A 23,639-nucleotide genomic window follows, 5' to 3' on the forward strand; every position below is an offset into this window, starting at 1 on the left:
GGGAGGACCGCGTGATCCGCGTCCTGCTGGCCGACGACGAGCACCTCATCCGCGGCGCCGTCGCCGCGCTGCTCGGCCTGGAACCCGACCTGGACGTCGTCGCCGAGGTCGGCCGCGGGGACGAGGTCGCCGCCGCGGTCGCCGAGCACGCCCCGGACGTCGCCGTCCTCGACATCGAGATGCCCGGCGCGGACGGCCTCACCGTCGCCGAGCGGCTCACCGCGTCCGGCGCCCGCTGCTCGATCTGCATCCTGACGAGCTTCGGCCGCCCCGGCTACCTGCGCCGCGCGATGGCCGCCGGCGTCCGCGGCTTCGTCGCCAAGGACGCCCCCACGCAGGAGCTCGCCGCCGCCATCCGCAAGATCCACGACGGCGGCCGCTACCTGGACGCCGAGCTCGCCGCCAGCGCGATGGCCGCCGGCGACAACCCCCTGACCGACCGCGAACGCGAGGTCCTCCGCCTGACCGGCACGGGCGCCGAGACCGCCCGCATCGCGTCCCAGCTGCACCTCTCCGAGGGCACCGTCCGCAACTACCTCTCCACCGCCATGACCAAGCTGGGCGAATCCAACCGCCTCGCCGCCGTCCGCGCCGCACGCGACATGGGCTGGATTTGACGACTCTCTGCGACCATTAAACTTCGTTCCGCGATGCTCCCTGCGCACGCGGGGATGGTCCACTGGGACAGGGTTTGCCCGACGACGACGGGCCGTGCTCCCCGCGCACGCGGGGAGCACGATTAGGCTTACGGCGTGACTGAGCCACTGGTGCACCGTATGCAGGAATTCGGCGAAACGATCTTTGCTGAGATGTCCGCGCTCGCCGTCCGCACCAAGTCGATCAATCTCGGCCAGGGCTTTCCCGACAGCGGTCCTTCGGAGGCCGTCTTGGACGCTGCGATTGAGGCGATCCGTTCGGAAGACAATCAATATCCTCCGGGGGCAGGACTGCCAGTGCTCCGGGAGGCGGTGTCGGCGCAGCGCCATGCGCGGTACGGGTTGTCGTACGACCCGGCGACCGAGGTGTTCGTCACCGTGGGAGCCACCGAGGGCATCGCCGCATCGGTGCTGGCACTGGCCGGGCCCGGCGACGAGGTCATCGTCTTCGAGCCCTACTACGACTCCTACGCCGCCGTGATCGCGCTCGCCGGGGCGGTGCGCAGGCCCGTCACGCTCCGTCCGGTCGAGGGGCGCTTCACGTTCGACCCCGACGAGCTTCGCGCCGCGGTCGGCCCCCGCACCAAGGCGATCCTGGTGAACTCGCCGCACAACCCCGCCGGGACCGTGTTCACGCGCGCCGAGCTGGAGGCCATCGCCGCCGTCTGCCGCGAGCACGACCTCGTCGCGATCACCGACGAGGTGTACGAGTACCTGACCTTCGACGACGCAGAGCACATCCCCATCGCCACGCTGGACGGCATGCGCGAGCGGACGGTGTCGGTGTCGTCCGCGGGCAAGTCGTTCTCCGTCACCGGCTGGAAGACCGGCTGGGTGACGGCCCCCGCGCCGTACGTCCGGGCCGTCCAGACGGTGAAGCAGTTCCTCACCTACGCGGTCAGCGCCCCCTACCAGCGGGCCGCCGCGTACGCGCTGGCCAACGAGATCCCCTGGGTCGAGGAGCTGCGCAAGTTGCTGCAGGCCAAGCGCGACCGGCTCATCACCGGCCTGGAGGCCGCCGGGTTCAGCACGTACCGGCCGCAGGGCACCTACTTCGTCCAGGCCGACATCCGGCCGCTGGGCTTCACCGACGGCATGGCGCTGGCGCGGGCGCTGCCGGTGAAGGCGGGCGTCGTCGCGATCCCGACGCAGGTGTTCTACGACGACGCCGCGGCGGGCGCGCACTTCGTCCGCTTCGCGTTCTGCAAGAAGGACGAGGTCATCGACGAGGCCGTGGAACGCCTCGCCCGCCTCCGCTGATCGGCGCGGATTGCCGAAGAAGCGGCGGCCGTTGGGCGGAATTCGCCCATGAGCGGGACGCCGGGCCGGGCTAGCGTTCGGCCTGTGAGCTGGAACGGCGGGGGCGCGCTCGACGGTGAGCGGGTCCTGATCGCGCTCGGCGGCAATGCCATGACCGCACCGGACGGCAGCGCCGCGCCGGACGCCCAGGCGGCGGCGATCGAGGCGGCGATGGGCCCGGTGGCGGACCTGGTCGCGGCGGGCGCGCGGGTCGCGCTCACGCACGGGAACGGCCCGCAGGTCGGCAACCTGCTGATCAAGAACCAGCTCGCGGCGGGCGTGGTGCCGCCCGTCCCGCTGGACTGGTGCGGCGCGCAGACCCAGGCCACCGTCGGCGTGATGATCATGAACGCGCTGGAGCGGGCGCTGGCCGGGCGGGGCGCGGCGCGTCCGGTGTCCACGGTCGTGACGCGGACGCTGGTGGACGCGTCCGACCCCGGCTTCGCCGCCCCCGCCAAGCCGATCGGCCGCTACTTCCCGGAGGCGGACGCGCGGCGGGCGATGGCGCGCGGTGAGGTGTGGCGGCCGTTCGGCGAGCGGGGCTGGCGGCGGGTCGTCGCGTCGCCGGAGCCGCTGGAGATCCTGGACGCCGACGCGGCGGCGCTGCTGCTGGACGCCGGGCACGTCGTCGTCGCGGCGGGCGGCGGGGGAGTGCCCGTCGCCCGCGTGGACGGCACGCTCCGCGGCGTCGAGGCCGTCGTCGACAAGGACCTCGCGGCGCAGTTGCTGGCGCGGCGGCTCGGCGCGTCCACCCTGGTGATCGCGACCGACGTGGAGTACGCGATGGCCGGGTTCGGGACGCCGGACGCGCGCCCGCTGCGCCGCACGACCCCCGGCGAGCTGGCGGAGCTGGCCGCCGCCGGGCATTTCGCCGGCGGCAGCATGGGCCCGAAGGTGGAGGCGGTGCGGCGGTTCGTCGCGGCGGGCGGGCGGCGCGCGGCGATCGCGTCGCTGGCCCGGCTCGGCGAGGCGACGCGCGGCGAGGCCGGGACGATCATCGAGGCGTGACCCGGGGTAGAGAGTCGAACAGAGCAGCTGAGGAGCGATGACGTGCCCGATCCGATCGAAGTCCGCAAGATCCCCATCGAGAGCGTGACCGACGCGTCCGGGCTGGCCCGGCTGATCGACGACGGCGTCCTGGACGCCGACCGCGTCCTCGCCGTCGTCGGCAAGACCGAGGGCAACGGCGGCGTGAACGACTACACCCGCCTGCTGGCCGACCGGGCGTTCCGCGAGGTGCTGATCGCCAAGGGCACGCGCCCGGCGGACGAGGTCGGACGCGTCCCGCTGGTGTGGTCGGGCGGCACCGACGGCGTCCTCAGCCCGCACGCCACCGTGTTCGCCACCGTCGACCCCGCGACCGCGCCCAGGACGGACGAGCCCCGCCTGTCCGTCGGCGTCGCGATGAGCGACGTCATCCGGCCCGAGGACATCGGCCGTCCCGCGATGGTCGAGACCGTCGCCGCCGGGGTCCGCGAGGCGATGAAGACCGCCGGGATCGACGACCCGGCCGACGTGCACTACGTCCAGACGAAGACGCCGCTGCTGACGCTCGACACCATCAACGACGCCAAGTCGCGCGGCCGCGACGTCGTCACCGAGGACACCCTCAAGTCGATGGACATCTCCAACTCCACCACCGCGCTCGGCATCGCCGTCGCGCTCGGCGAGGTCGAGCCGCCGTCCGCCGCGCAGATCCACAAGGACCTGTCGCTGTACTCGTCGGTGGCGTCCTGCTCGTCGGGCGTGGAGCTCGACCGGGCGCAGATCGTCGTGGTCGGCAACGTCCGCGGCATCGGCGGCCGGTACCGCGCCGGGCACGGCGTGATGAAGGACGCCCTCGACGCCGACGGCATCTGGGACGCCGTCCGCTCGACCGGCCTCGGCCTGCCCGACCGCCCCCGCACGTCCGACCTGGGCGACCGGCTCGTCAACGTGTTCATCAAGTGCGAGGCCGACCCGTCCGGCTCGGTCCGGGGCCGCCGCAACATCATGCTGGACGACTCCGACGTGCACTGGCACCGGCAGATCAAGGCGTGCGTCGGCGGAGTCGCGGCGTCCGTCACGGGCGATCCGGCGGTGTTCGTGTCCGTCGCGGCCGTGCATCAGGGGCCGTCGGGCGGCGGCACCGTCGCGGCCATCGCCGACCTCGGCTGACGAAAGCGAAACGGAGAGTATCCGAATCGGCACCCACGGCAGTCGCCGGAAGATATAGCCTTCCTGCCGTGTCCGGACTGACCATTCCCGAACCGCAGTTCCCGGAGGACGACGGCGGCGCCGACCCGCGGCTCTGCGAGGCCCTCGCCGGGTACGCCGTCGGCCGCGTCGGCGCGCACGTCGTGCTGCGGCGGCTCCAGGGCGTGCGGCTGCTGGTGCCGATCGTCGCCGTCCTCACCGAAGAGGAGGACGCCGAGCCCGGCGAGCTCCGCCGGGAGAAGTCGAGCGACATGGCGCTGCCGACCCTGATCGGCGACGACGGGCGGCGCGGCGTGCTCGGCTTCACCTGCACCGAGACGATGCAGGCGTGGCGCCAGGACGCCCGCCCCGTGCCGATCCGCGCGGGCGACGCGTGCCGCGCCGCCCTGGACGAGGGCGCCGACGCCCTGGTCGTGGACGTGGCGGGCCCCGTCCCGTTCGCCGTGGACGGCCTGCGCCTGCACCTGCTCGCCGAGGGCCGACCCGTCCCGCCCCCGCACGAGGACCCGGACGTCCTCGCCGCCGTCGAGGCCGCGTTCGGCTCGGACCAGTCCGTCAGCGGCGTCCGCGTCACCGAGGGCGAGTCGACGGAACTGGCCGTCCGGTTCGCCGTCGTCGAAGGCCACGACGAGCGCCGCACCGTCCAGCGCGTCTCCGACCGCCTCGCCGAACTCCTCCGCGGCCACATCGTCGGCGGCGTCGAACTCAGCGTCACCCGCCGCGCCTGATATTCGCTGGCGTCGCCCCCGGCCCGCCTGCCAGGTTGGGGCGATGCCATCCATCGACACCGGCGCCTTCGTCGAGGACGGCTTCGTCCGCGTCGACGAGGCGTTCTCGCCACGGCTCGCGGCGCGCTGCCGCGACATCCTCTGGCGCGACACCGGCTGCGACCCGGACGATCCGGCGACCTGGACGAGACCGGTCGTCCGGCTCGGCGACCACGCCCAGGAGCCGTTCCGGGAGGCCGTGAACGCGCCCCGCCTGCACGCCGCGTTCGACGCCGTCGTCGGGAAGGGCGCGTGGGAGCCGCGCGGTGCCCGCCACCGAGCGGCGTCCCGTCAGGCTCGCGACCGGGCGGGCGGGCGACGTCTACCTGTGCCACCCGTTCCTGGTGCACGCCGCGCAGCCGCACCGCGGCACGCGGCCCCGGTTCATGGCGCAGCCGCCGCTCGTCCCGTCCGGGCCGCTCCCCGAGACGTCGCCGGTGCGGATCGCGATCGAGCGAGGTCGCGGACGCTGAGCTTTCTAAGCTTGTCGTCCCGCCGACCTTGGAGATCCCCGTGCTGACCATGCAGGACGCCCTGATCCGCCTCACCGCCTACTGGGCGGGGCGCGGCTGCCTCGTCGCGCAGCCGATGAACACCGAGGTCGGCGCGGGGACGCTCAACCCGTCCACCGCGCTCCGCGTCCTCGGCCCCGAGCCGTGGCGGGTCGCCTACGCGGAGCCGAGCGTCCGCCCGGACGACTCCCGCTACGGCGACAACCCGAACCGGCTGCAGACCCACACCCAGTTCCAGGTGATCCTCAAGCCGGAGCCGGGCGACGCGCAGGACCTCTACCTCGGCAGCCTCGCCGCGCTCGGCGTCGACCTGCGCGCCCACGACGTCCGGTTCGTCGAGGACGACTGGGCCTCGCCCGCGCTGGGCGCGTGGGGGCTCGGCTGGGAGGTCTGGCTGGACGGCCTGGAGATCACCCAGTTCACGTACTTCCAGCAGTCGGGCGGCCTGACCCTCGACCCGGTGTCGGTCGAGATCACGTACGGGATGGAGCGCATCCTGATGGCGCTCCAGGGCGTCTCCCACTTCAAGGACATCGAGTACGCGCCCGGCATCTCCTACGGGGAGGCGTTCGGGCAGGCCGAGTACGAGATGAGTCGCTACTACCTCGACGACGCCGACATCGCGGCGAACCGGGAGCTGTTCGAGGCGTACGCGGCGGAGGCGCGGCGGATGCTGGACGCGCGGCTGCCCGTCCCCGCCCATTCCTGCGTGCTGAAGTGCTCGCACACGTTCAACGTCCTGGACGCGCGCGGCGCGATCGGCACGACCGAGCGGGCCCGCGCGTTCGCGCGGATGCGGGGCCTCGCGCACGAGGTCGCCGCGCTGTGGATGGAGCGGCGCGCCGAACTGGGGCATCCGCTGGGCGACGCCGCGACGCGTCCGGCCGCCGTCGCCGCCCCGGCCGCGCTGCCGGACATCGCGGCACCCGGCACGTTCGCGCTGGAGATCGGCGTCGAGGAGCTGCCGCCGCACGAGGTCGCCCGGACGGCCGACGACGTCGCGGAACGCCTCCTGGCCGGGCTGGAGCGGACGGGCCTGGCCACGGACGCGTCCTCGCTCGACGCCTGCGCGACGCCGCGCCGGATCATCGTGCTCGTCCGCGACCTGGAGCCCCGAGAGCCCGACACCGAGCAGGTCGTGAAGGGGCCGCGCCTCGCCGCCGCCTTCGACGGGTCGGGGGAGCCGACGCGGGCGCTGCTGGGGTTCGCGCGGGGTCAGGGCATCGACGTGTCGGACGTCCGGACGGTCACCGTGTCGGGCCGAGAGCACGCCGGGCATGTCAGGACGGTGGCGGGACGTCCCGCCGCCGAGGTCCTGGCCGAGCTGCTCCCGGAGATCGTGACCGGGCTGCGCGCGGGGAAGAACATGCGGTGGGACGCGCCGGGCCTGTCGTTCGCCCGCCCGATCCGCTGGCTGCTCGCGCTCCTGGACGGCCACGAGATCCCGTTCACGGTCTCCGGCCTGACGGCGGGCCGGGCCACGCACGTCCACCGGACGGCCGCCGAGCCGCGCGTCGCGGTGCCGGACGCGTCGTCCCTGGTCACGACGCTGCGGGAGCACGGCATCGAGCCCGCCCCGTCCCGCCGCCGGTCGCGCGTCATCGAGGACTCCGCCGCCCTCGCCCGCCGCCGGGGAGGCGCCGTCGACCTCGACGCGGAACACGATCTCGTCGAAGAGATCGTCAACCTCGTGGAGGAGCCCGTCGCGATCCTGGGCTCGTTCGACGAGAAGTATCTGGAGCTGCCCGAGGAGATCCTCACCACGGTGATGCGGAAGCACCAGCGGTACCTGCCGGTGCGCACGTCCGTGAACCGTCTCCTCCCGCATTTCATCACGGTCGCCAATGGCGAATGCGACCACGACGCCGTCCGGGCCGGGAACGAGGCCGTTCTCCGCGCGCGCTACGAGGACGCCTCGTTCTTCTACCACCAGGATCTGCGGAGCACCCCCGAGGAGATCAAGGAGGGCCTCGGCAGGCTCACGTTCACCGAGCGCCTCGGCTCGATGGGCGACCGGTCGTCCCGCATCGCCGCGATCGCCGCCGAGCTGACCGGACGGCTCGACCTCACCGCCGCTGAGCGGGCCGCGGCCGGGCGCGCCGCCGGGCTGGCGAAGTTCGACCTGGCGTCCGCCATGGTCATCGAGCTGCCGAGCCTCGCCGGGACGATGGCCCGCGAGTACGCGCGCCGCGCCGGAGAGGACGAGCCCGTCGCGCAGGCCCTCTACGAGATGGAACTGCCCCGCTCGGCGGGGGACGCGCTCCCCGCGACCATCGCCGGGTCGCTCCTCGCCGTGTCCGACCGGTTCGACCTGCTCGCGGGCCTGTTCGCCGTCGGGTCCGCGCCGACCGGGAGTTCCGACCCGTTCGGCCTGCGCCGCGCGGCGCTCGCGCTGACCGCGATCCTGCGGGCCGTCCCGCGGCTCGCGCCGATCACCGTCGAGGACGGCCTGGCCGTCGCCGCCCGTCACCAGCCCGTCGACGCGGCGCCAGGCGCGCTCGCGGAGGCGGCGCGGTTCGTCGCACGCCGCCTGGAGCAGAACCTCCTGGACGAGGGCCATCCCGTGCACGTGGTCCGGGCCGTCCTGCCGCACGCGGGCACGCCCGTACGCGCCGCGCAGGCGGCCGCCGACCTGGTGAGACTTCTCCGCTCGTCCCGGTTCGAGCAGCTCACGACCGCGCTGCAGCGCGTCCTGCGCATCGTCCCGGACGAGACCGCCGCCGGCCACGATCCCGCGCTCTTCGCCGAACCCGCCGAGCGCGCCCTGGCCGCCGCGTTCACCGCCGTCCAGGCCGAGCTTCCCGACGACCCGTCATTGCCGGAGTTCTACGCGGCGGCGACCGCCCTCATCGCCCCGATCGACGCCTACTTCGAAGACGTCATGGTCATGGCCGAGGACCCTGCCCTGCGCGCCAACCGGCTCGGCTTCCTCGCCGCCGTCCGGGACCGCGTCGCGCCCGTACTCGACTGGCGCGAGATCGCCTAGTGAGCATCCCGATGACGAAGCCGCCGTCACGGGGGACGCCGCGGACTCAATAGGATCAGGGCATGCTGCGCTGGTTGACCGCGGGGGAGTCCCATGGCCAGGCCCTGACCGCGATCGTGGAGGGGCTGCCGGCCGGTGTGCGCGTGACCTCGGCGGACATCGCCGAGGAACTGCGCCGCCGGCGGCTCGGCCACGGGCGGGGCGCCCGGATGAAGTTCGAGCAGGACCAGGTGACGATCGTCGGCGGCGTCCGGCACGGGACGACGCAGGGCGGCCCGGTCGCGATCGAGGTCGGCAACACCGAGTGGCCCAAGTGGGAGACGGTCATGTCGGCCGACCCTGTGGACGCCGCCGTCCTGGGGGCGCAGGCGCGCAATGCTCCGCTGTCGCAGCCGCGGCCCGGCCACGCCGACCTCGTCGGCATGCAGAAGTACGGCTTCGACGACGCGCGGCCCGTCCTGGAGCGGGCGAGCGCGCGGGAGACGGCGGCGCGGGTCGCGCTCGGCACGGTCGCCAAGGCGTTCCTCAAGCAGGCCCTCGGCGTGGACGTCCTCAGCCACGTGATCGCGCTCGGCGAGGTCGAGGCGCCCGACGGCGTCCTGCCCGAGCCCGGCGACCTCGCCCGCGTGGACGAGAGCCCGGTGCGCTGCTTCGACGCGGACACGTCCGCCGCGATGGTCGCGCACATCGACGAGATGAAGCGGGCCGGGGACACGCTCGGCGGCGTCGTGGAGGTCATCGCCTACGGGCTGCCGCCGGGCCTCGGCAGCCACGTCCACTGGGACCGGCGGCTCGACGCGCGGCTCGCCGGGGCGCTGATGGGCATCCAGGCGATCAAGGGCGTGGAGCTCGGCGACGGGTTCACCACCGCGCGCCGCCCCGGGTCCCGGGCGCACGACGAGATCGACGGCACGCCCGAGGGCGTCCGCCGCCGGACGAACCGGGCCGGCGGCGTCGAGGGCGGCATGACGACCGGCGAGGCGCTGCGCGTCCGGGCCGCGATGAAGCCGATCTCGACCGTGCCGCGGCGGCTCGACACCATCGACGTGAAGACCGGCGAGCCCGCCAAGGCGATCAACCAGCGCAGCGACGTCACCGCCGTGCCCGCCGCCGGCGTCGTCGCGGAGGCGATGGTCGCGCTCGTCCTGGCGGACGCGGCCCTGGAGAAGTTCGGCGGCGACTCCGCCGAGGAGACCGCCCGGAACCTGCGGGGATACCTGTCCTCGCTGACGATCAAGTGAACTGGATCCGCTGAAATGCGACCGAAGGCAGTCATCATCGGCCCGCCGGGGTCGGGCAAGACCACGATCGGCGCCGCGCTCGCGGACCGGCTCGGCGTCCCGCTGCGCGACACCGACGCCGACGTCGAGTCCGCGGCGGGCAAGCCGATCGGCGAGATCTTCATCGACGACGGCGAGGAGCGCTTCCGCGAGCTGGAGCGCGCGGCCGTCGCGGCGGCGCTGGCCGGGCACGAGGGCGTCGTCGCGCTCGGCGGCGGCGCCGTCCTGGCGGAGGAGACGCAGGAGCTTCTCGGCGCCGGGCACGCCGTCGTCTACCTGCGGGTCGGGCTGTCCGAGGCGATCAAGCGGGTGGGGCTGGCGTCGGCGCGGCCGCTGCTCGTGCTGAATCCGCGCAGCCAGATGCGCAAGCTGCTGGAGGAGCGCCTGCCGATCTACGAGCGGCTCGGCACGATCCAGGTCGACACCGACGGCCGCGAACCCGGCGAGATCGTCGAGGAGATCGCGAAGGCGCTGGAAGGCGCGGCGTGACGCAGTCGCGAGTGCACGTGGGCGGGCCCGACCCGTACGACGTCGTCATCGGGACGGGCGTCCTCGGCGAGCTGCCCCGCATGGTCGGCGAGCGCGCGCGGACGGTCGCCGTCGTCCACGCCGAGGGCCTGCCGGAGATCGCCCGCCCGGTGTGCTGGGCGCTGGAGCAGGCCGGATACACCGTGCACGCGCTGCCCGTCCCGGACGGGGAGGCCGCCAAGGAGACCGGCGTCCTCGCCGGGCTGTGGTCGTCGTTCGCCCGGCACGGCATGACCCGGACGGACGCCGTCGTCGGCGTCGGCGGCGGCGCCACCACCGACCTCGCCGGGTTCGCGGCGGCGTCGTGGCTGCGCGGCGTCCCGGCCGTGCTCGTCCCGACGACGCTGCTCGGCATGGTGGACGCGGCCGTCGGCGGCAAGACCGGCATCAACATCCCCGAGGGCAAGAACCTCGTCGGCGCGTTCCACCCGCCCGCGGGCGTGCTGTGCGAGCTGACGACGCTGGTCACGATGCCGCGCGAGGACTACGTCAGCGGGCTCGCCGAGATCATCAAGGCCGGTTTCATCGCCGACCCGAAGATCCTGGAGCTGGTCGAGGACGACCCGGCGGGCGCCGCGTCCCCGGACGGCCCGCACACCCGCGAGCTGGTCGAACGCGCCGTCCAGGTCAAGGCGGACGTGGTGTCCGCCGACCTGAGGGAGAGCGGGCTCCGGGAGATCCTGAACTACGGGCACACGCTCGCGCACGCCATCGAGAAGGCCGAGGACTACCGCTTCCGGCACGGCCACGCCGTCGCCATCGGCATGGTGTACGCGGCGGAACTGGCCCGCCTCGCCGGACGGCTGTCCGCCGGGGTCGTCCAGCGGCACCGGGACATCCTCACGTCCGTCGGCCTGCCGGTGTCCTACGCCGCCGACTGGGCGGGGCTGCGCGCCACGATGACCATCGACAAGAAGTCGCGCGGCTCGACGCTGCGGTTCGTCGTCCTGGACGGCGTCGCCGAGCCCGGCCGCCTCGAAGGCCCGGACGAGGCGCTGCTCGCCGCGGCCTACCGGGAGGTCTCCCGATGACGACCCGCGTGCTCGTCCTGAACGGCCCGAACCTGCGGCGGCTCGGCGTCCGCGAACCCGACGTGTACGGGACGACGACCCTCGACGACATCGCCGCCCTGTGCCGCGACACCGGCCGCCGCCTGGACCTGGACGTCGAGGTCCGGCAGACCGACGACGAGGCCGAGATGCTGCGCTGGGTGCACGAGGCCGCCGACGGGCGCGTCCCGCTGGTGGTGAACCCGGCCGCGTTCACGCACTACTCGTACTCGTTGCGCGACGCCCTCGCCCAGCGCACCGCGCCCCTCGTCGAGGTCCACATCAGCAACCCGGCCGCGCGCGAGGAGTTCCGCCACACGTCCGTCGTCGCGGGCGTCGCCACCGGCACGATCGCCGGATTCGGCGCGAACTCGTACGTCCTCGCCCTCCAGGCCATCGCCGACCTGATCAACGAGGAGTCCGGAGAGGGCTCCGGGGAGGGCTCCGGGGAGGGCTAGGTCTCCCGGACGGCCTGGCGGGTCAGGTCCTTGAGCTCGGTGACGACGTCGTCCAGGGGGGCGACGTCGCGGTGGGCGCGGCACAGGATCGTGGCGCCCTCGACTGCGGCGAGGATCAGGCGGGCCAGGCGGGCGGCGCGGTCGTCGGGGACGCCGGCGTTGCCGAGCCCGGTGGCGAGGGTGTCGCGCCAGCGGTCGAACGCCGCCGCCGCGGCCGCGGCGAGCTGCGGGGCGTCGTCGTGGCTCTCCACGGTGACGGCGACGATGGGGCAGCCGGCGCGGAACTCGCTCTTGATCAGGACCTGCCGCCACCAGCCGGTGAACGCGTCCACGGCGGACGCGGCGTCGCCGCCCTCGGTGGCGGCGAGGATCCCGGCGTTGAGGTAGTCGCCGGCGTAGCGGACGGCCTCCTCGGCGAGCTGCGCCTTGCCCTCGGGGAAGTGGTGGTAGATCGACCCGCGCGGCGCGCCGCTGTGCGCGATGACGTCGCGGAACCCGGTGCCGCTGTATCCGCGCTCGCGGAAGAGGTAGGCGGCGCTGCGCACCATGCGTTCCCGGCTGTCGGTCCCCATGCCCCGATTATGACATTCATCATAGGCACCCCGCATTGACCATGACGTCTGTCATAGGAATGGTTGGCTATGACGGACGTCATACCGACCGGAGGGGGTGCGGGGCATGGAGACCACGGCCGGCCTTGAGCAGCTGAGGGAACTGCTCGACAAGGGCATGGAGCAGGGGTACGGCATCGGCGCCCTGCTCGGCATGACGGCCGAGTCCCTGGAGCCCGGACGGGTGGTGTTCGCCCTCACGCCGCGTTCCGACTTCAGCAACCCGCTGGGCATCGTCCACGGCGGCATCATGTCCACGCTGCTCGACTCGGCGATGGGCTGCGCCGTGCACACCGCGCTGCCGGACGGCGCCGGTTACACGACGCTGGAGCTGAGCGTGAACTTCGTCCGTCCGGTGCCGCTGGAGGGCGGCCGGCTGGTATGCGAGGGCACGACCGTTCATGTCGGACGCAAGCTCGCCACGGCCGAGGGACGCGTCCACAACGAGAACGGCAAGCTCGTCGCGCACGGCACCACCACCTGCATGGTCTTCCCGCCCCCTACTCGCGAGTAAGGTCGTCTCGGGCACGGACGAAGGAGACCCTCGTGATCGACCTCCAGCGCGACGGAGACGTGTACGTCCTGCGGTTCGACGACGGCGAGAACCGCTTCGGACCCGGCTTCCTCGACGCCGCCGAGGACGCGCTCGGCGCCGTGGAGAAGAACGAGGGGCCGGGCGCCCTCGTCACCGTGGGCGCCGGCAAGTTCTACTCCAACGGCCTCGACCTCGACTGGCTCGGCGCCAACCCGGACCGGTTCGAGGACTACCTGCGCCGCGTCCACGGCCTCTACGCGCGGATCCTGTCGCTGCCGATGCCCACCGTCGCGGCGCTCAACGGGCACGCGTTCGCGGGCGGCGCGATGCTCGCGCTCGCGCACGACTTCGCCGTCATGCGGACCGGCCGCGGCTACTTCTGCCTGCCCGAGGTCGACCTCGGGATGAGCTTCACGCCGGGCATGGACGCGCTGATCCGGTCGCGCCTGCCGAAGGCCGTCGCGCACGAGGCGATGATCACCGGACGCCGGTACACGGCGGAGGAGGCGCTGTCGGCCGGGATCGTCCGGCGGACGGCCGCCGCGGACGAGGTCCTGCCCGCCGCCGTCGCGCTGGCCGCGTCCCTGGCGGGCAAGGACGGCCGGATCGTGGCGAAGATCCGCACCGACATGTACCGGACGGCGCTGGACGCCCTGAACGGCCCGGCCCTGGGCTGACCTCCGCGCCCGTCCCGCGGCGCCTGCCGCGGCCCGCGGCGGCCCCGGCGCGTCCGCTCGGCCGCGCGTAGGTTACCGTCGACTGGAATCAGATTCGGTTCATGGAGGGAACGCCGATGCGCATCGGGATGTCGCTCAGCTATTCCGACGCCGGTTTCCGGCGGACGGTCGAGGAACTGGCCGACTTCGAGAAGGCCGGCCTCGACGTCGTGTTCGTCGCGGAGGCGTACAGCTTCGACGCGGTGAGCCAGCTCGGCTACATCGCCGCCAAGACCGAACGGCTGGAGATCGCGTCCGGGATCATGCAGATCTACACCCGGACGCCGACGCTGACGGCGATGACCGCCGCCGGCCTCGACTTCGTCTCGGAGGGCCGGTTCACGCTCGGCATCGGCGCGTCCGGGCCGCAGGTCATCGAGGGCTTCCACGGCGTCCCCTACACCGCGCCGCTCGGCCGCACCCGCGAGATCATCGAGATCTGCCGGAAGGTGTGGCGGCGCGAGCGGCTGGAGCACGACGGCCGGCACTACACGGTGCCGCTGCCCGCCGACCGGGGCACCGGGCTGGGCAAGCCGCTGAAGCTCATCAACCGTCCCGTGCGCGCCGACATCCCGATCTTCGTCGCCGCGATCGGCCCGAAGAACGTCGAGCTGACCGCCGAGCTCGCCAACGGCTGGGAGCCGATCTTCTACATGCCGGAGAAGGCCAAGGACGTCTGGGGCGAGCCGCTCGCCGCCGGCAGGGCCCGCCGCGACCCGGCCCTCGGGGAGCTGGACGTCGTCGGGCAGGCCGCGCTCGCCATCGGCGACGACGTCCAGGGCTTCCTGGAGTTCGGACGCCCGATGGCCGCGCTCTACATCGGCGGCATGGGCGCCAAGGGCAGGAACTTCTACAACGACCTGGCCCGCCGGTACGGCTACGAGCGGGAGGCCGACGAGATCCAGGACCTCTACCTCGCCGGCAAGAAGGACGAGGCCGCCGCCAAGGTCCCGCACGAGCTGCTGGAGAAGATGTCGCTGATCGGGTCCGAGGGCCACGTCCGGGAGCGCCTCGCCGCGATGCGCGAGTCCGGGGTCACGACGCTGAACGTGTCGCCGATCGCGGGCGACCACAAGAGCCGGCTCGCGCTGATCGAGAAGGTCAAGGAGATGGCCGCCGACCTGTGAAGGCGCGGCCGGTGGCCGGGCGGCGTGCCGCAGGCGCCCCGGCACGCCGCCCACCGGGTGGCTCACACCGCCGATCACGCTAGACCGCCCCGCGGCAAAAGTCGAGGGTTGTTCATGTTCTGTGATCCCGCGCGGACGGCCTCCCCACCCGCCCGGACCGTGATCTAGAGTCGGACCACATGGGGGAGACGCACACCGCGCGCCGCCGCCGGCTGGCCGCGCTCGTCGCCGGACACGACGCCGACGCCCTGCTGGTGACCAGGCTCGTCAACATCCGCTACCTGACCGGCCTCGACAGCTCGCGGGCCGCGCTGCTCGTCCCGGCCGAGGGCCCGGCCGTGCTCGCCACCGACGGCAGGTACGCCGGGACGGCCGAACGGGTCTGCCCGGAACTGCCCATCGTCGTCAACAGGCTCGTGACGGAGGCGCTGGCCGCCCGCGCCGCCGCGGACGGTCACCGCCGCCTCGGCTTCGAGGCCCACGACGTCACCGTCGAGCACCACGCCGCCCTCGCCGAGAAGGCCGAGGTCGAGCTGACCCCGCTCGGGCACCTGGTCGAGGAGCTCCGCCTGGTCAAGGACGAGGACGAGATCGCGCTGCTGCGGGAGGCGTGCGCCATCACCGACCGCGCGTTCGCGGCCGTCCTCCCCGAGATCCGCGCCGGCGTCACCGAGCGGGCCGTTGCGATCGCGCTCGAACGTGCGATGGTGGACCTCGGGGCCGAGCGCCCCGCCTTCGAGTCGATCGTCGCGTCCGGGCCGAACGGCGCCGTCCCGCACCACCGCCCCGGCGGCCGCGAGCTCCAGCCCGGCGACCTCGTCACCATGGACTTCGGCGCCCTGTACGGCGGCTACCACGCCGACATGACCCGCACCGTCGCGATCGGCGAGCCCGCCGGCTGGCAGCGCGACGTCTACGACCTCGTCCACCGGGCGCAGCTGGCCGGGATCGACGCGGCCGCCCCCGGCGCCGAGACGAAGGACGTGGACGCCGCCGCCCGCGACGTCATCAAGGCCGCCGGGCAGGGCGACGCGTTCGCCCACGGGCTCGGCCACGGCGTCGGCCTGGAGATCCACGAGGCTCCGCTCATGGGGTACGACAAGACCGGTAAGCTGATGGACCGGGTTCCGATCACGGCGGAGCCGGGGGTCTACCTCACCGGCCGCGGCGGGGTCCGCATCGAGGACACGCTCGTGGTCCGCCCCGGCGGCCCGGAGCTCCTCACGACAACCACCAAGGACCTGCTCGTCCTCTAGGCGCGCGGGCCGCGACGGGAGAACTACGCAGTGGCGACGACGAACGACCTGAAGAACGGCATGACGCTGAAACTCGACGGCCAGCTGTGGACCGTCCTGGAGTTCCAGCACGTCAAGCCCGGCAAGGGCGGCGCGTTCGTCCGCACCAAACTCAAGAACGTGCTGTCGGGCAAGGTGGTCGACAAGACGTTCAACGCCGGCACCAAGGTGGACGTCGCCAGCGTGGACAAGCGGGAGATGCAGTACCTCTACCGCGAGGGCGAGGACTTCGTCTTCATGGACACCGAGACCTACGACCAGCCGCACATCCCGGAGACCGTCGTCGGCACCGCCGCGAACTACCTGCTCCCCGAGCAGATGGCCGTGATCGCCTTCAACGACGGGAACCCGCTCTACATCGAGCTGCCCGCCGCCGTCGTGCTGGAGATCACCGAGACCGAGCCCGGCCTGCAGGGCGACCGCTCCACCGGCGGCAGCAAGCCCGCCACCCTGGAGACCGGCGCGCAGATCCAGGTGCCGCTGTTCATCACCACCGGCGAGAAGGTCAAGGTCGACACCCGCTCCGGCGACTACCTCGGCCGCGGCTGAGGCGAGGGAATGAGCGAAGCGAACCGGGGGGTGTGGGGGGTCGCCCTCCACAGGAAGCCCGCATGAGCGCACGCACCAAGGCACGCAAACTCGCACTCGACATACTCTTCGCGGCCGAGCTGCGGGACGAGGAGCCGACGGCCGTCCTCGCCGCACGGGGCCGCCCCAACCAGGACGAGCTCGCCGAGTTCCCGCACGCCGTCCGGCTGATCGAGGGCGTCCAGGAGCACCGGGAACGCGTCGACGAGCTGATCGCCACCTACGCGACCGGCTGGACCCTGGAGCGGATGCCGGTCGTCGACCGCAACATCCTGCGGATGGGCACCTACGAGCTGCTCTGGGTCGACGACGTCCCCGACGGCGTCGCCGTCAGCGAGGCCGTCGCCCTGGCGACCGAACTGTCCACCGACGAGTCCCCCCGCTTCGTCAACGGCCTCCTCTCCCGCCTCCAGCAACTCAAGCCCTCCCTCTCCCTGTGACGTCAGCGCGCTCCCGCAGGTAGCCGTCGTGTAACGGCGTTGTCGGCCAGTGTCCGTCCGAGGGCCTCGGGCGGCTAGGGTGGGCCCCGATGAGCGACGTCAGGGGAGTGGCGGTGACCGGCCGGCAGCAGAAACGGGTGCGAGGCGGCAGTCGTGTGCGCAGTGCGGTCTTGTGGGACGCGTTGCGGGCCGTGCTCGATCGCATCGCGCCCGAGGCCGGGCGGAGCGAGGTCGTGGACGTCGGCGGCGGCACCGGCGGGTTCGCCGTGCCGCTGGCCGAGCTCGGGCACCGGGTCACCGTCGTCGACGCCAACCCCGACGCGCTCGCCGCGCTGGAGCGCCGCGCCGCCGAGTCCGGGGTGACGGTCCGCGCGGTGCAGGGCGACGCCGTCGACCTGCCCGACCTGCTCGGCCCGGACGCCGCCGACCTGGTCCTCTGCCACAGCGTCCTGGAGTACGTGGACGACCCCGGCGCGGCGATGGCCGCGATGGCCGGGACGGTCCGTCCCGGCGGCTCGGTCAGCGTCCTCGTCGCCGGGCAGATCGCCGCCGCGCTGCACCGCGCGCTGGCCGGGCACTTCGACGACGCCCGCCGGGTGCTGACCGGGACGTCCGGGCGGTGGGGCGAGGGCGACCGGATGCCCCGCCGGTTCACCCGGGAGACGCTGTCGGCGCTGGTGCGCGGCTCCGGCCTGCGGGTCGCGGAGCTGCACGGCGTCCGGATCTTCGCCGACCTGGTGCCGTCCGGCATGCTGGACGGCGACGCGGGCTCCGCCGACGCCATGATCGCGCTGGAGTCGGTCGCGGCCGTCCATCCCGTCCTGCGGGATCTCGCCACCCAGTTGCATCTGGTGGCCGACAAGCCGGCCGAGTAGGAACGAACCCGTGAGCCGCAAACAGCAGCTGCATCGGCCGGGGCCGCAGCCCGGTCCGCCCGCCGACGACACCGGCTGCCACATCCTGCACGTCGACATGGACGCGTTCTTCGTCAGCGTCGAGCTGCTGGAGCGGCCCGAGCTGCGGGGACGTCCCGTCGTCGTCGGCGGGGCCGGGCCGCGCGGCGTCGTGTCCGCGGCGTCCTACGAGGCCCGCTCGTTCGGCGTGCACTCGGCGATGCCGATGACGCGGGCGCGGCGGCTGTGCCCGCGGGCCGTCGTCCTTCCGGCGAGCCACGGCAAGTACTCGCGCGTGTCCGCGGCTGTGTTCGAGATCTTCCGTTCCGTCACGCCGCTGGTGGAGGGCCTGTCGCTGGACGAGGCGTTCCTGGACGTGGCGGGCGCGGGGCGGCGGCTCGGCAGGCCCGCCGCGATCGCGCAGCGCGTCCGGGAGCAGGTCCGCGACCAGCAGGGCATCACCTGCTCGGTGGGCGTCGCGAGCACCAAGTTCATCGCGAAGCTGGCCTCGACGCGCTGCAAGCCCGACGGGATGCTCGTCGTGCCCGCGGACGGCGTCGTCGATTTCCTGCACCCGCTGCCCGTCGCGTCCCTCTGGGGCGTCGGAGAGCGGACGGAGCAGACCCTGACCCGGCTGGGCCTGCGGACGGTCGGGCAGCTCGCCCAGGTGCCGCTGAGCGCGCTGCAGCGGGAGCTGGGCAACGCGGTGGGCGCCCACTTGCACGAGTTGGCCTGGGGACGTGATCCGCGCGAGGTCGTCCCGCACACGCCCGACAAGAGCATCGGCGCCGAGGAGACGTTCGACACCGACGTCGACGACCCGGAGATCATCCGCCGCGAGCTGCTGCGGCTGGCCGAGCGGGTCGGCGCCAGGCTTCGGGCCAGCGGGAACGCGGGGCGGACGGTGAGCGTCAAACTACGGATGGCGAACTTCAAGACGATCACGCGGGCGCGCACCCTCGCCGAGCCCACCGATCTCGCTCGTGTGATCTATGTCACAGCCCGTGATCTCTATGAGGGGGCCGGGCTGGAACGGGTACGACTCCGGTTGGTCGGGGTCCGGGTGGAGAACCTGGGCCCCGCCGGCGCGGCCCCCCGCCAGCTCGCCTTCGACGAGCCGGAACGCGGTTGGCGTGAGGCCGAGCGAGCCATGGACCAGGTCGCGCACCGGTTCGGCCGCGGTGCGGTCCGCCCCGCCGCGCTGGTCCGGCGCGAGGACGGCGACGGACGTGACGGCAGGGACGGAACACCATGAGAGAAGGCTGTGAGGTGACCGCCGCCGGGCCCTTGAGGGGCCGTCTGCTTTCGTGTGCGGCACAGTGCTCGTATTCTGGGCATATCACCGTTGAGGTTCGCGTCCTGCATCGGACTCCCCGCCGCGGGGCTGTCGTTGGGAGGTGCCGTGCCGCTCTCTGAGCACGAGCAGCGCATGCTCGAACAGATCGAATCGGCGTTGTACGCCGAGGATCCGAAGTTCGCTCACGCGGTTCGCTCGACCAGCCCACAGGTCCACTACAAGCGCCGGATCGTCAAGGCGGCCTTCGGGTTCGTCGTCGGCGTCGGCGCCCTGATGGCCGGCCTCGTGATCAACGCGGGCACGGCCACCATCGCGGTGAGCGTCACCGGCTTCCTGCTGATGGTGGTCTGCTGCGTCTGGGCGCTGACGAGCTGGAAGCGCATGACCGGCATCGGGAACGAGGCCGCGGCCGCCGCCGGTGGTGGTGGCAGGCAGCCCGGGCAGCCGAGGCAGTCGAAGCCGGCCAAGGCGGGCTTCATGGAACGCATGGAAGAGCGCTGGCGCCGCAGGACCGAAGGCGACTGACCCCTTCCTGAACGTCCCGGCCGTACGCGGGCAGTTTCCGCGCGGGCCGGGACGAACGCGTCTCCAGGGGTTTTCGGTCCCGGGTCCTACTTGCGGCGGAGGCGGGCGGGCAGGTCGTTGAGGCGGGCGGTCGCGTCCAGCGCGCGGTTCCCGGCCGACTGGAGCGTGTTCCGGGTCTGCGCCATCGTCGACGGCGGCAGCAGCCGGGCGCGCCAGCGCGTCCCGCGGCCCACGGACGCGGCGAACGCGTCCCGGACCGTCCGGACGTCCGCGCGGAGCCGCTCCGGCGGCTCGGGGGAGCGGGACAGGGAGTAGCGCGCCAGCTCCTCGGCGCGGGCGATGCGGGTGAGCGCCTGCGCGACCTCGTCGTCCAGCTCCAGCAGTTCGCCGAGGCGGCGCGCGGTGGCGCGCGGGGAGTCGCTCGCCCGCCATTCGAGGCCGTGGTCGAGCGCGTCCGCCCGCATCTCCCGCCACGCGGCGTGCGCGGCGCCCGCGGGATCGGGCGCCGGCGCCCGGGCGGCCGCGCCGGGCGGCGCCCCCGGCCCCGGCCCGGTCCGGGTCCGCGACGGCGACAGCGACGGCGAGATCAGGGCCGCCCAGCGGCGCCGCCGGGTGAACGTCCGCAGCGCCATCGGGACGGCCAGCAGCAGCAGGATCAGCACCGCGCCCGCCAGCCACGGCGCCGCGGAGAACCCGCCGTCCTCGTCGTCCTGCGCGGCGGCGCCGCCGGTCTCGCCCGTGTCGTTGCGGCCCCGGGCGGACGGCTGCGGCGCCGGTGCCTGGTTGTCGGTCGGCGACGACGTCTCCGGCGCTGGCGCGCTTTCGCTCCCCTCGCTGCCGCCGCCGGAGGTCGCGGGGAGGCTGTACTCGGGGGTGGCGGCGGTGCCCTGCCCGCCCGCGCCGGACGGCGTCGGCTCGAAGCGCACCCACCCGGTCCCCTCGAAGTACAGCTCGGGCCAGGCGTGCGCGTCCCGCGACCGGACGACCCACTGCCCGGGACGGACCTCGCTGCCCGACGTGTAGCCCATCGCCACCCGGGACGGGATGCCGAGGATCCGCGCCATCAGCGCCATCGAGGCGGCGAACTGCTCGCAGTAGCCGCGCTTGCTGTGCAGCAGGAAGTCGACCAGGTCGCTGCCGTGCTTCGGTGCCGGCGCGGACAGGTCGTAGGTGAACCCGCCCGACAGGGTGAACCAGCGCTGCAGCCGCACCGCCTGCGACAGCGCCGTCGCCGACCCGGCCGTGACCTGATCCGCGAGCTGCCTGACCTCCCGCGGGACGTTCTTCGGCACCGCCGTGTAGCGCGACACGATCTCGGCCGGGTGGTTGCCCGCGGCGGCGAGCTGCCCGATCGTCGGCTCCGCGCGGCGGCTCGTGACGGTGTAGGCGCGCCCGTCCGCCGAGTCGCGCAGCGAGTAGATCATCAGGGAGCGCTCGTCCACCCGCCAGTCGCCGCTGATCGACACGTCGGACGGGGCGTACGGCACCGGCAGGAACGACATGTCCCTGACCTCGGGCCGCACCTGGACCCTGGTCGTCACCTCGCGGGACGACGCGACCGACAGCCCCGGCGGCGACGGCAGGTCGCGCTCGTCGAGGCGGTCGCTGGGATGGCTGTCGAGCTGGGTGTAGGTCCACCGGTCGCCCTCGAACTTGTCGAGGGCGTAGAGGCGCAGGTAGTCGGGAGCCTCCGGGTCGTTCGTCCGGTAGGTGAGGACGATCGAGTCGTCCAGCCGGGTCAGCTCCCGTTTCAGGCTGACCAGCGGGTCGGGCGTCGTCACCGTCTGCGTGCCGCCGCTGCCGTCGCCGCCGAGGCCGAACATGCCGCGCGGCTGCAGCCCCGGCACGGCCACCGGGACCAGCACCGCGATCGCCACCGCCCCGGCCGCGATGCGGCGGCCGGACGCCGCCAGCGCCGCCGCGTCGGGCAGCCCGGCCCCCTCGTCCGGACGGGGGTCGGCGCCCGCCAGCGGCACCTCCCGCTGCCGGAACGAGGTGACCGTCCGGCCCCAGCCGCCGACCTGCTCGCGGGCGTCGGCCATCAGCAGCGCGAGGAAGCCGAGCGCGCCGACGCCGAACGCCAGCCAGCTGACGCCGTCCTCGCGGACCGCGGCGGGCACGCTGTACATGGCGAGCAGCGGCAGCCCGGCCGGGGCGGCGCGGCGCAGCCGCACGGCCAGCAGGTCGACCAGGACGGCGACCAGCCCGATCCCGGCGGCGGTCATCAGCTCGATCCCCGGCAGCACCGGGACGGGCGCCGCGTACCGGTTGGCCGCCCGCCAGCCGCTGTCGGCCAGGCCGCCGAGATGGCCCACCGACTCCGGCGACGGGATGACCCCCAGCCACGCCTGGCCGGACGCGTACACCAGGTTCAGGTACAGCAGCAGGCCGGCCAGCCCGAACAGCAGGTTCACCGCCGCCGGCAGCCGCAGCCGCCGCGCCAGCACGCCCCCGCCGGCGACCGCGAGCACCGCGCCCACCCCGGCCCAGAACCAGCCGCCCGACTCGAACAGCGGGTAGAGGCCGATCGAGCCGGCGAGCGTCGCCAGCCCCGCCATGAGGGTCATCCGGAGTCTCATGAGCCGTCCCTGACGAAGTCGTCGCCGGTCCGCCCGGCCTGCGCCCACGCCCCGGCCAGCTCCGCCGCCGACCGGACGATCACCACCCGCCAGCCGCCCGCCCGCAGCAGCGCGGCGGGCCCGGCGGCCGTGCCGGCCGTGCCGGCCGTGTCCGTGCCGGCCGCGGCGGCGCCGTTCGCCGTCGCGCGTGCGCGTCCCAGGACGAGCACCGCGACGCAGGTCCCGGTGCCGCGCCTGACGGCCGCGAGCGAGCGCGCCTCGTCCTCGGACAGGACGCCGAACACCCCGATGACCAGCCCGTCGCCCTCCCGCGTCGCGCCCGCCCGGCCGCGCAGCGCGGCCATGCCCGCCGACAGCGAACGCTTCTTGGACCGGCGGGCCACCGCCAGCGCGTCCAGCAGCAGGCCCTCGAACGTCCCGTCGGCCCGCGCGGCCGGCAGCGCCTCGCCCCCGTCGGTGACGTACCGCAGGTTCATCCCCGTCCGGACCAGGTGCACCCCGATGGACGCGGTCGCCGACACGGCCTGCTCGAACGTCCCGCCGGGGCCGTCGCCCCAGTGCGCGGCGCGGCGGGTGTCGAGGAACAGCGTCCCGCTGCTCTGGAAGTGCTGCTCCTCGCGCCGCACCATCAGCTCGCCGTGCCGGGCCGTGGACCGCCAGTGGACGCGGCGCAGGTCGTCGCCGTGCCGGTACTCGCGCGGCGTCACGTCGTCCTCGCCCGCGGCGGACACCGCCCGGGCGACGCTGTCACCGCCGCCCGTCCACGCCCCGGACAGCCGCCCCGACGGCAGCGGGTGGATCGCCGGCGTCACCGTCAGCGTGTCCGACAGGCTGAACGAGCGGACCAGCTCCACCATCCCGAACGGGTCGGCGAGCCGGACGGTCAGCGGCCCCACCCGGAAGCGCCCCCGCACGTCGGACCGGATCCGGTAGCCGAGCTGGCGCTTGCCGTGCGACTCGATCCGGTCGAGGACGAACCTGGCCCGCCCGCCGAGCGCGTACGGCACCCGGTCCTCCACCATCAGCAGCCCGCTCGGCATCCGCGACACGTTCTCCAGCCGCAGGTCGACGCGGGCCTCCTGGCCGACCGGCAGCCGCGGCGGGTCGAGCCGCCGCGCGCACGCCAGCCGGTAGCGGGTCCGCGACACCGCGAGCGTGCACAGCAGAGGCAGCGCCAGCACCAGCACCCCGGCGCGCAGCAGGTCGCGCTCGCCGAGGACGAACGCGCACACGATCGCGGTCGCGCCGGCGGCCACGAAGGACCGCCCGCGCGTGGTGAGGCCGGCAAGCGCGCGTCTCAAC

General features: G+C 73.8%; 24 protein-coding genes. 20 read left to right on the forward strand and 4 right to left on the reverse strand.

The annotated features are described in order from the left end of the window. Positions 1-11 precede the first annotated feature (11 nt). The 5 genes from ACH35V_RS27190 (at position 12) to ACH35V_RS27210 (ending at position 4,879) form a co-directional block, all read left to right on the forward strand. The gene (locus ACH35V_RS27190; protein ID WP_395977032.1) at positions 12-617 is read left to right on the forward strand and encodes a response regulator; all 606 of its coding nucleotides are present in this window, start codon (positions 12-14) and stop codon (positions 615-617) included. A gap of 159 nt (positions 618-776) precedes the next feature. Further along, entirely contained in the window at positions 777-1,916 is a 1,140-nt protein-coding gene (locus ACH35V_RS27195; RefSeq protein ID WP_395977034.1) for a pyridoxal phosphate-dependent aminotransferase, read from the forward strand. Positions 1,917-2,000: 84 nt separating this feature from the next. Next, on the forward strand, positions 2,001-2,963 hold the full coding sequence (locus ACH35V_RS27200) for a carbamate kinase (protein ID WP_395976313.1): 963 nt from the start codon (positions 2,001-2,003) through the stop codon (positions 2,961-2,963). 42 nt (positions 2,964-3,005) lie between these two features. Next, the gene (locus tag ACH35V_RS27205; protein WP_395976315.1) at positions 3,006-4,112 is read left to right on the forward strand and encodes a ring-opening amidohydrolase; all 1,107 of its coding nucleotides are present in this window, start codon (positions 3,006-3,008) and stop codon (positions 4,110-4,112) included. A gap of 68 nt (positions 4,113-4,180) precedes the next feature. Continuing rightward, a complete protein-coding gene (locus tag ACH35V_RS27210; protein WP_395976317.1) occupies positions 4,181-4,879 on the forward strand; it encodes an SseB family protein in 699 nt (232 codons plus the stop codon). Here the strand turns inward: ACH35V_RS27210 and ACH35V_RS27215 are convergent. Next, positions 4,863-5,195 (reverse strand): hypothetical protein, encoded by a 333-nt coding sequence (locus ACH35V_RS27215; RefSeq protein WP_395976319.1) that lies wholly within the window; start codon positions 5,193-5,195, stop codon positions 4,863-4,865. The two genes, ACH35V_RS27210 and ACH35V_RS27215, sit on opposite strands and share 17 nt — an antisense overlap. Between ACH35V_RS27215 and ACH35V_RS27220 the strand changes: the two genes are divergently transcribed. The 6 genes from ACH35V_RS27220 to aroQ all read left to right on the forward strand — a co-directional run bounded on the left by ACH35V_RS27220 (position 5,185) and on the right by aroQ (position 11,731). Next, the gene (locus ACH35V_RS27220; protein WP_395976321.1) at positions 5,185-5,391 is read left to right on the forward strand and encodes a hypothetical protein; all 207 of its coding nucleotides are present in this window, start codon (positions 5,185-5,187) and stop codon (positions 5,389-5,391) included. The genes ACH35V_RS27215 and ACH35V_RS27220 overlap by 11 nt on opposite strands. 49 nt (positions 5,392-5,440) lie before the next feature. Further along, positions 5,441-8,416 carry a glycine--tRNA ligase gene (locus ACH35V_RS27225; protein ID WP_395977036.1) on the forward strand — a complete coding sequence of 992 codons (2,976 nt, stop codon included), beginning with the start codon at positions 5,441-5,443 and terminating at the stop codon, positions 8,414-8,416. Between the two features lie 62 nt (positions 8,417-8,478). Further along, positions 8,479-9,657 carry a chorismate synthase gene (gene aroC / locus ACH35V_RS27230; RefSeq protein WP_395976323.1) on the forward strand — a complete coding sequence of 393 codons (1,179 nt, stop codon included), beginning with the start codon at positions 8,479-8,481 and terminating at the stop codon, positions 9,655-9,657. 15 nt (positions 9,658-9,672) lie between these two features. After that, entirely contained in the window at positions 9,673-10,185 is a 513-nt protein-coding gene (locus tag ACH35V_RS27235; protein ID WP_395976325.1) for a shikimate kinase, read from the forward strand. Then, positions 10,182-11,255, forward strand: a complete 1,074-nt coding sequence (gene aroB / locus ACH35V_RS27240) for a 3-dehydroquinate synthase (RefSeq protein ID WP_395976327.1) — start codon at positions 10,182-10,184, stop codon at positions 11,253-11,255. The genes ACH35V_RS27235 and aroB overlap by 4 nt, the downstream gene beginning before the upstream one ends. Then, on the forward strand, positions 11,252-11,731 hold the full coding sequence (gene aroQ / locus ACH35V_RS27245; RefSeq protein ID WP_395976328.1) for a type II 3-dehydroquinate dehydratase: 480 nt from the start codon (positions 11,252-11,254) through the stop codon (positions 11,729-11,731). The genes aroB and aroQ overlap by 4 nt, the downstream gene beginning before the upstream one ends. On the opposite strand, the gene ACH35V_RS27250 is transcribed toward aroQ, so the two are convergent. Next, positions 11,728-12,303 (reverse strand): TetR/AcrR family transcriptional regulator, encoded by a 576-nt coding sequence (locus tag ACH35V_RS27250; protein WP_395976330.1) that lies wholly within the window; start codon positions 12,301-12,303, stop codon positions 11,728-11,730. The genes aroQ and ACH35V_RS27250 overlap by 4 nt on opposite strands. Positions 12,304-12,409: 106 nt before the next feature. Between ACH35V_RS27250 and ACH35V_RS27255 the strand changes: the two genes are divergently transcribed. The 9 genes from ACH35V_RS27255 (at position 12,410) to ACH35V_RS27295 (ending at position 19,758) form a co-directional block, all read left to right on the forward strand. Further along, positions 12,410-12,856, forward strand: a complete 447-nt coding sequence (locus ACH35V_RS27255) for a PaaI family thioesterase (protein ID WP_395976332.1) — start codon at positions 12,410-12,412, stop codon at positions 12,854-12,856. Between the two features lie 32 nt (positions 12,857-12,888). Beyond that, positions 12,889-13,554, forward strand: coding sequence for an enoyl-CoA hydratase-related protein (locus ACH35V_RS27260; protein WP_395976334.1), 666 nt, complete (start codon positions 12,889-12,891; stop codon positions 13,552-13,554). A 116-nt stretch (positions 13,555-13,670) separates the two neighbouring features. Then, positions 13,671-14,720: an LLM class F420-dependent oxidoreductase gene (locus ACH35V_RS27265; RefSeq protein WP_395977038.1), complete on the forward strand. Its 1,050-nt coding sequence runs from the start codon at positions 13,671-13,673 to the stop codon at positions 14,718-14,720. Between the two features lie 179 nt (positions 14,721-14,899). Beyond that, positions 14,900-15,976 carry a M24 family metallopeptidase gene (locus ACH35V_RS27270; protein ID WP_395976336.1) on the forward strand — a complete coding sequence of 359 codons (1,077 nt, stop codon included), beginning with the start codon at positions 14,900-14,902 and terminating at the stop codon, positions 15,974-15,976. Positions 15,977-16,006: 30 nt separating this feature from the next. Then, entirely contained in the window at positions 16,007-16,564 is a 558-nt protein-coding gene (gene efp, locus ACH35V_RS27275) for an elongation factor P (protein WP_395976338.1), read from the forward strand. Between the two features lie 62 nt (positions 16,565-16,626). Next, complete coding sequence (gene nusB, locus ACH35V_RS27280) at positions 16,627-17,043, forward strand: transcription antitermination factor NusB (protein ID WP_395976340.1); 417 nt, start codon at positions 16,627-16,629, stop codon at positions 17,041-17,043. Positions 17,044-17,132: 89 nt separating this feature from the next. Continuing rightward, positions 17,133-17,918, forward strand: coding sequence for a methyltransferase domain-containing protein (locus ACH35V_RS27285; protein WP_395976342.1), 786 nt, complete (start codon positions 17,133-17,135; stop codon positions 17,916-17,918). A gap of 10 nt (positions 17,919-17,928) precedes the next feature. Then, the gene (locus tag ACH35V_RS27290; protein WP_395976344.1) at positions 17,929-19,191 is read left to right on the forward strand and encodes a DNA polymerase IV; all 1,263 of its coding nucleotides are present in this window, start codon (positions 17,929-17,931) and stop codon (positions 19,189-19,191) included. A gap of 147 nt (positions 19,192-19,338) precedes the next feature. Further along, entirely contained in the window at positions 19,339-19,758 is a 420-nt protein-coding gene (locus tag ACH35V_RS27295) for a DUF3040 domain-containing protein (protein ID WP_395976346.1), read from the forward strand. 86 nt (positions 19,759-19,844) lie between these two features. Here the strand turns inward: ACH35V_RS27295 and ACH35V_RS27300 are convergent, their stop codons facing one another. Both ACH35V_RS27300 and ACH35V_RS27305 read right to left on the reverse strand, forming a co-directional pair. Next, the gene (locus tag ACH35V_RS27300; RefSeq protein ID WP_395976348.1) at positions 19,845-22,337 is read right to left on the reverse strand and encodes a DUF3488 and transglutaminase-like domain-containing protein; all 2,493 of its coding nucleotides are present in this window, start codon (positions 22,335-22,337) and stop codon (positions 19,845-19,847) included. After that, complete coding sequence (locus ACH35V_RS27305) at positions 22,334-23,638, reverse strand: DUF58 domain-containing protein (protein WP_395976350.1); 1,305 nt, start codon at positions 23,636-23,638, stop codon at positions 22,334-22,336. Before ACH35V_RS27305 ends, ACH35V_RS27300 begins: the two co-directional genes overlap by 4 nt. Position 23,639 lies beyond the last annotated feature (1 nt).

The organism is Actinomadura sp. 1N219 (assembly GCF_044326405.1).
Taxonomy (GTDB): Bacteria; Actinomycetota; Actinomycetes; order Streptosporangiales; family Streptosporangiaceae; genus Spirillospora.

Excerpts from the sequence above, each read along its gene's own strand:
- ACH35V_RS27195 (WP_395977034.1), top strand. The coding sequence starts at position 777 with ATGCAGGAATTCGGCGAAACGATCTTTGCTGAGATGTCCGCGCTCGCC.
- ACH35V_RS27225 (WP_395977036.1), top strand. The coding sequence starts at position 5,441 with ATGCAGGACGCCCTGATCCGCCTCACCGCCTACTGGGCGGGGCGCGGC.
- aroC (WP_395976323.1), top strand. The coding sequence starts at position 8,479 with ATGCTGCGCTGGTTGACCGCGGGGGAGTCCCATGGCCAGGCCCTGACC.
- ACH35V_RS27235 (WP_395976325.1), top strand. The coding sequence starts at position 9,673 with ATGCGACCGAAGGCAGTCATCATCGGCCCGCCGGGGTCGGGCAAGACC.
- aroQ (WP_395976328.1), top strand. The coding sequence starts at position 11,252 with ATGACGACCCGCGTGCTCGTCCTGAACGGCCCGAACCTGCGGCGGCTC.
- ACH35V_RS27250 (WP_395976330.1), bottom strand. The coding sequence starts at position 12,303 with ATGGGGACCGACAGCCGGGAACGCATGGTGCGCAGCGCCGCCTACCTC.
- ACH35V_RS27255 (WP_395976332.1), top strand. The coding sequence starts at position 12,410 with ATGGAGACCACGGCCGGCCTTGAGCAGCTGAGGGAACTGCTCGACAAG.
- ACH35V_RS27265 (WP_395977038.1), top strand. The coding sequence starts at position 13,671 with ATGCGCATCGGGATGTCGCTCAGCTATTCCGACGCCGGTTTCCGGCGG.
- ACH35V_RS27270 (WP_395976336.1), top strand. The coding sequence starts at position 14,900 with ATGGGGGAGACGCACACCGCGCGCCGCCGCCGGCTGGCCGCGCTCGTC.
- nusB (WP_395976340.1), top strand. The coding sequence starts at position 16,627 with ATGAGCGCACGCACCAAGGCACGCAAACTCGCACTCGACATACTCTTC.
- ACH35V_RS27285 (WP_395976342.1), top strand. The coding sequence starts at position 17,133 with ATGAGCGACGTCAGGGGAGTGGCGGTGACCGGCCGGCAGCAGAAACGG.
- ACH35V_RS27300 (WP_395976348.1), bottom strand. The coding sequence starts at position 22,337 with ATGAGACTCCGGATGACCCTCATGGCGGGGCTGGCGACGCTCGCCGGC.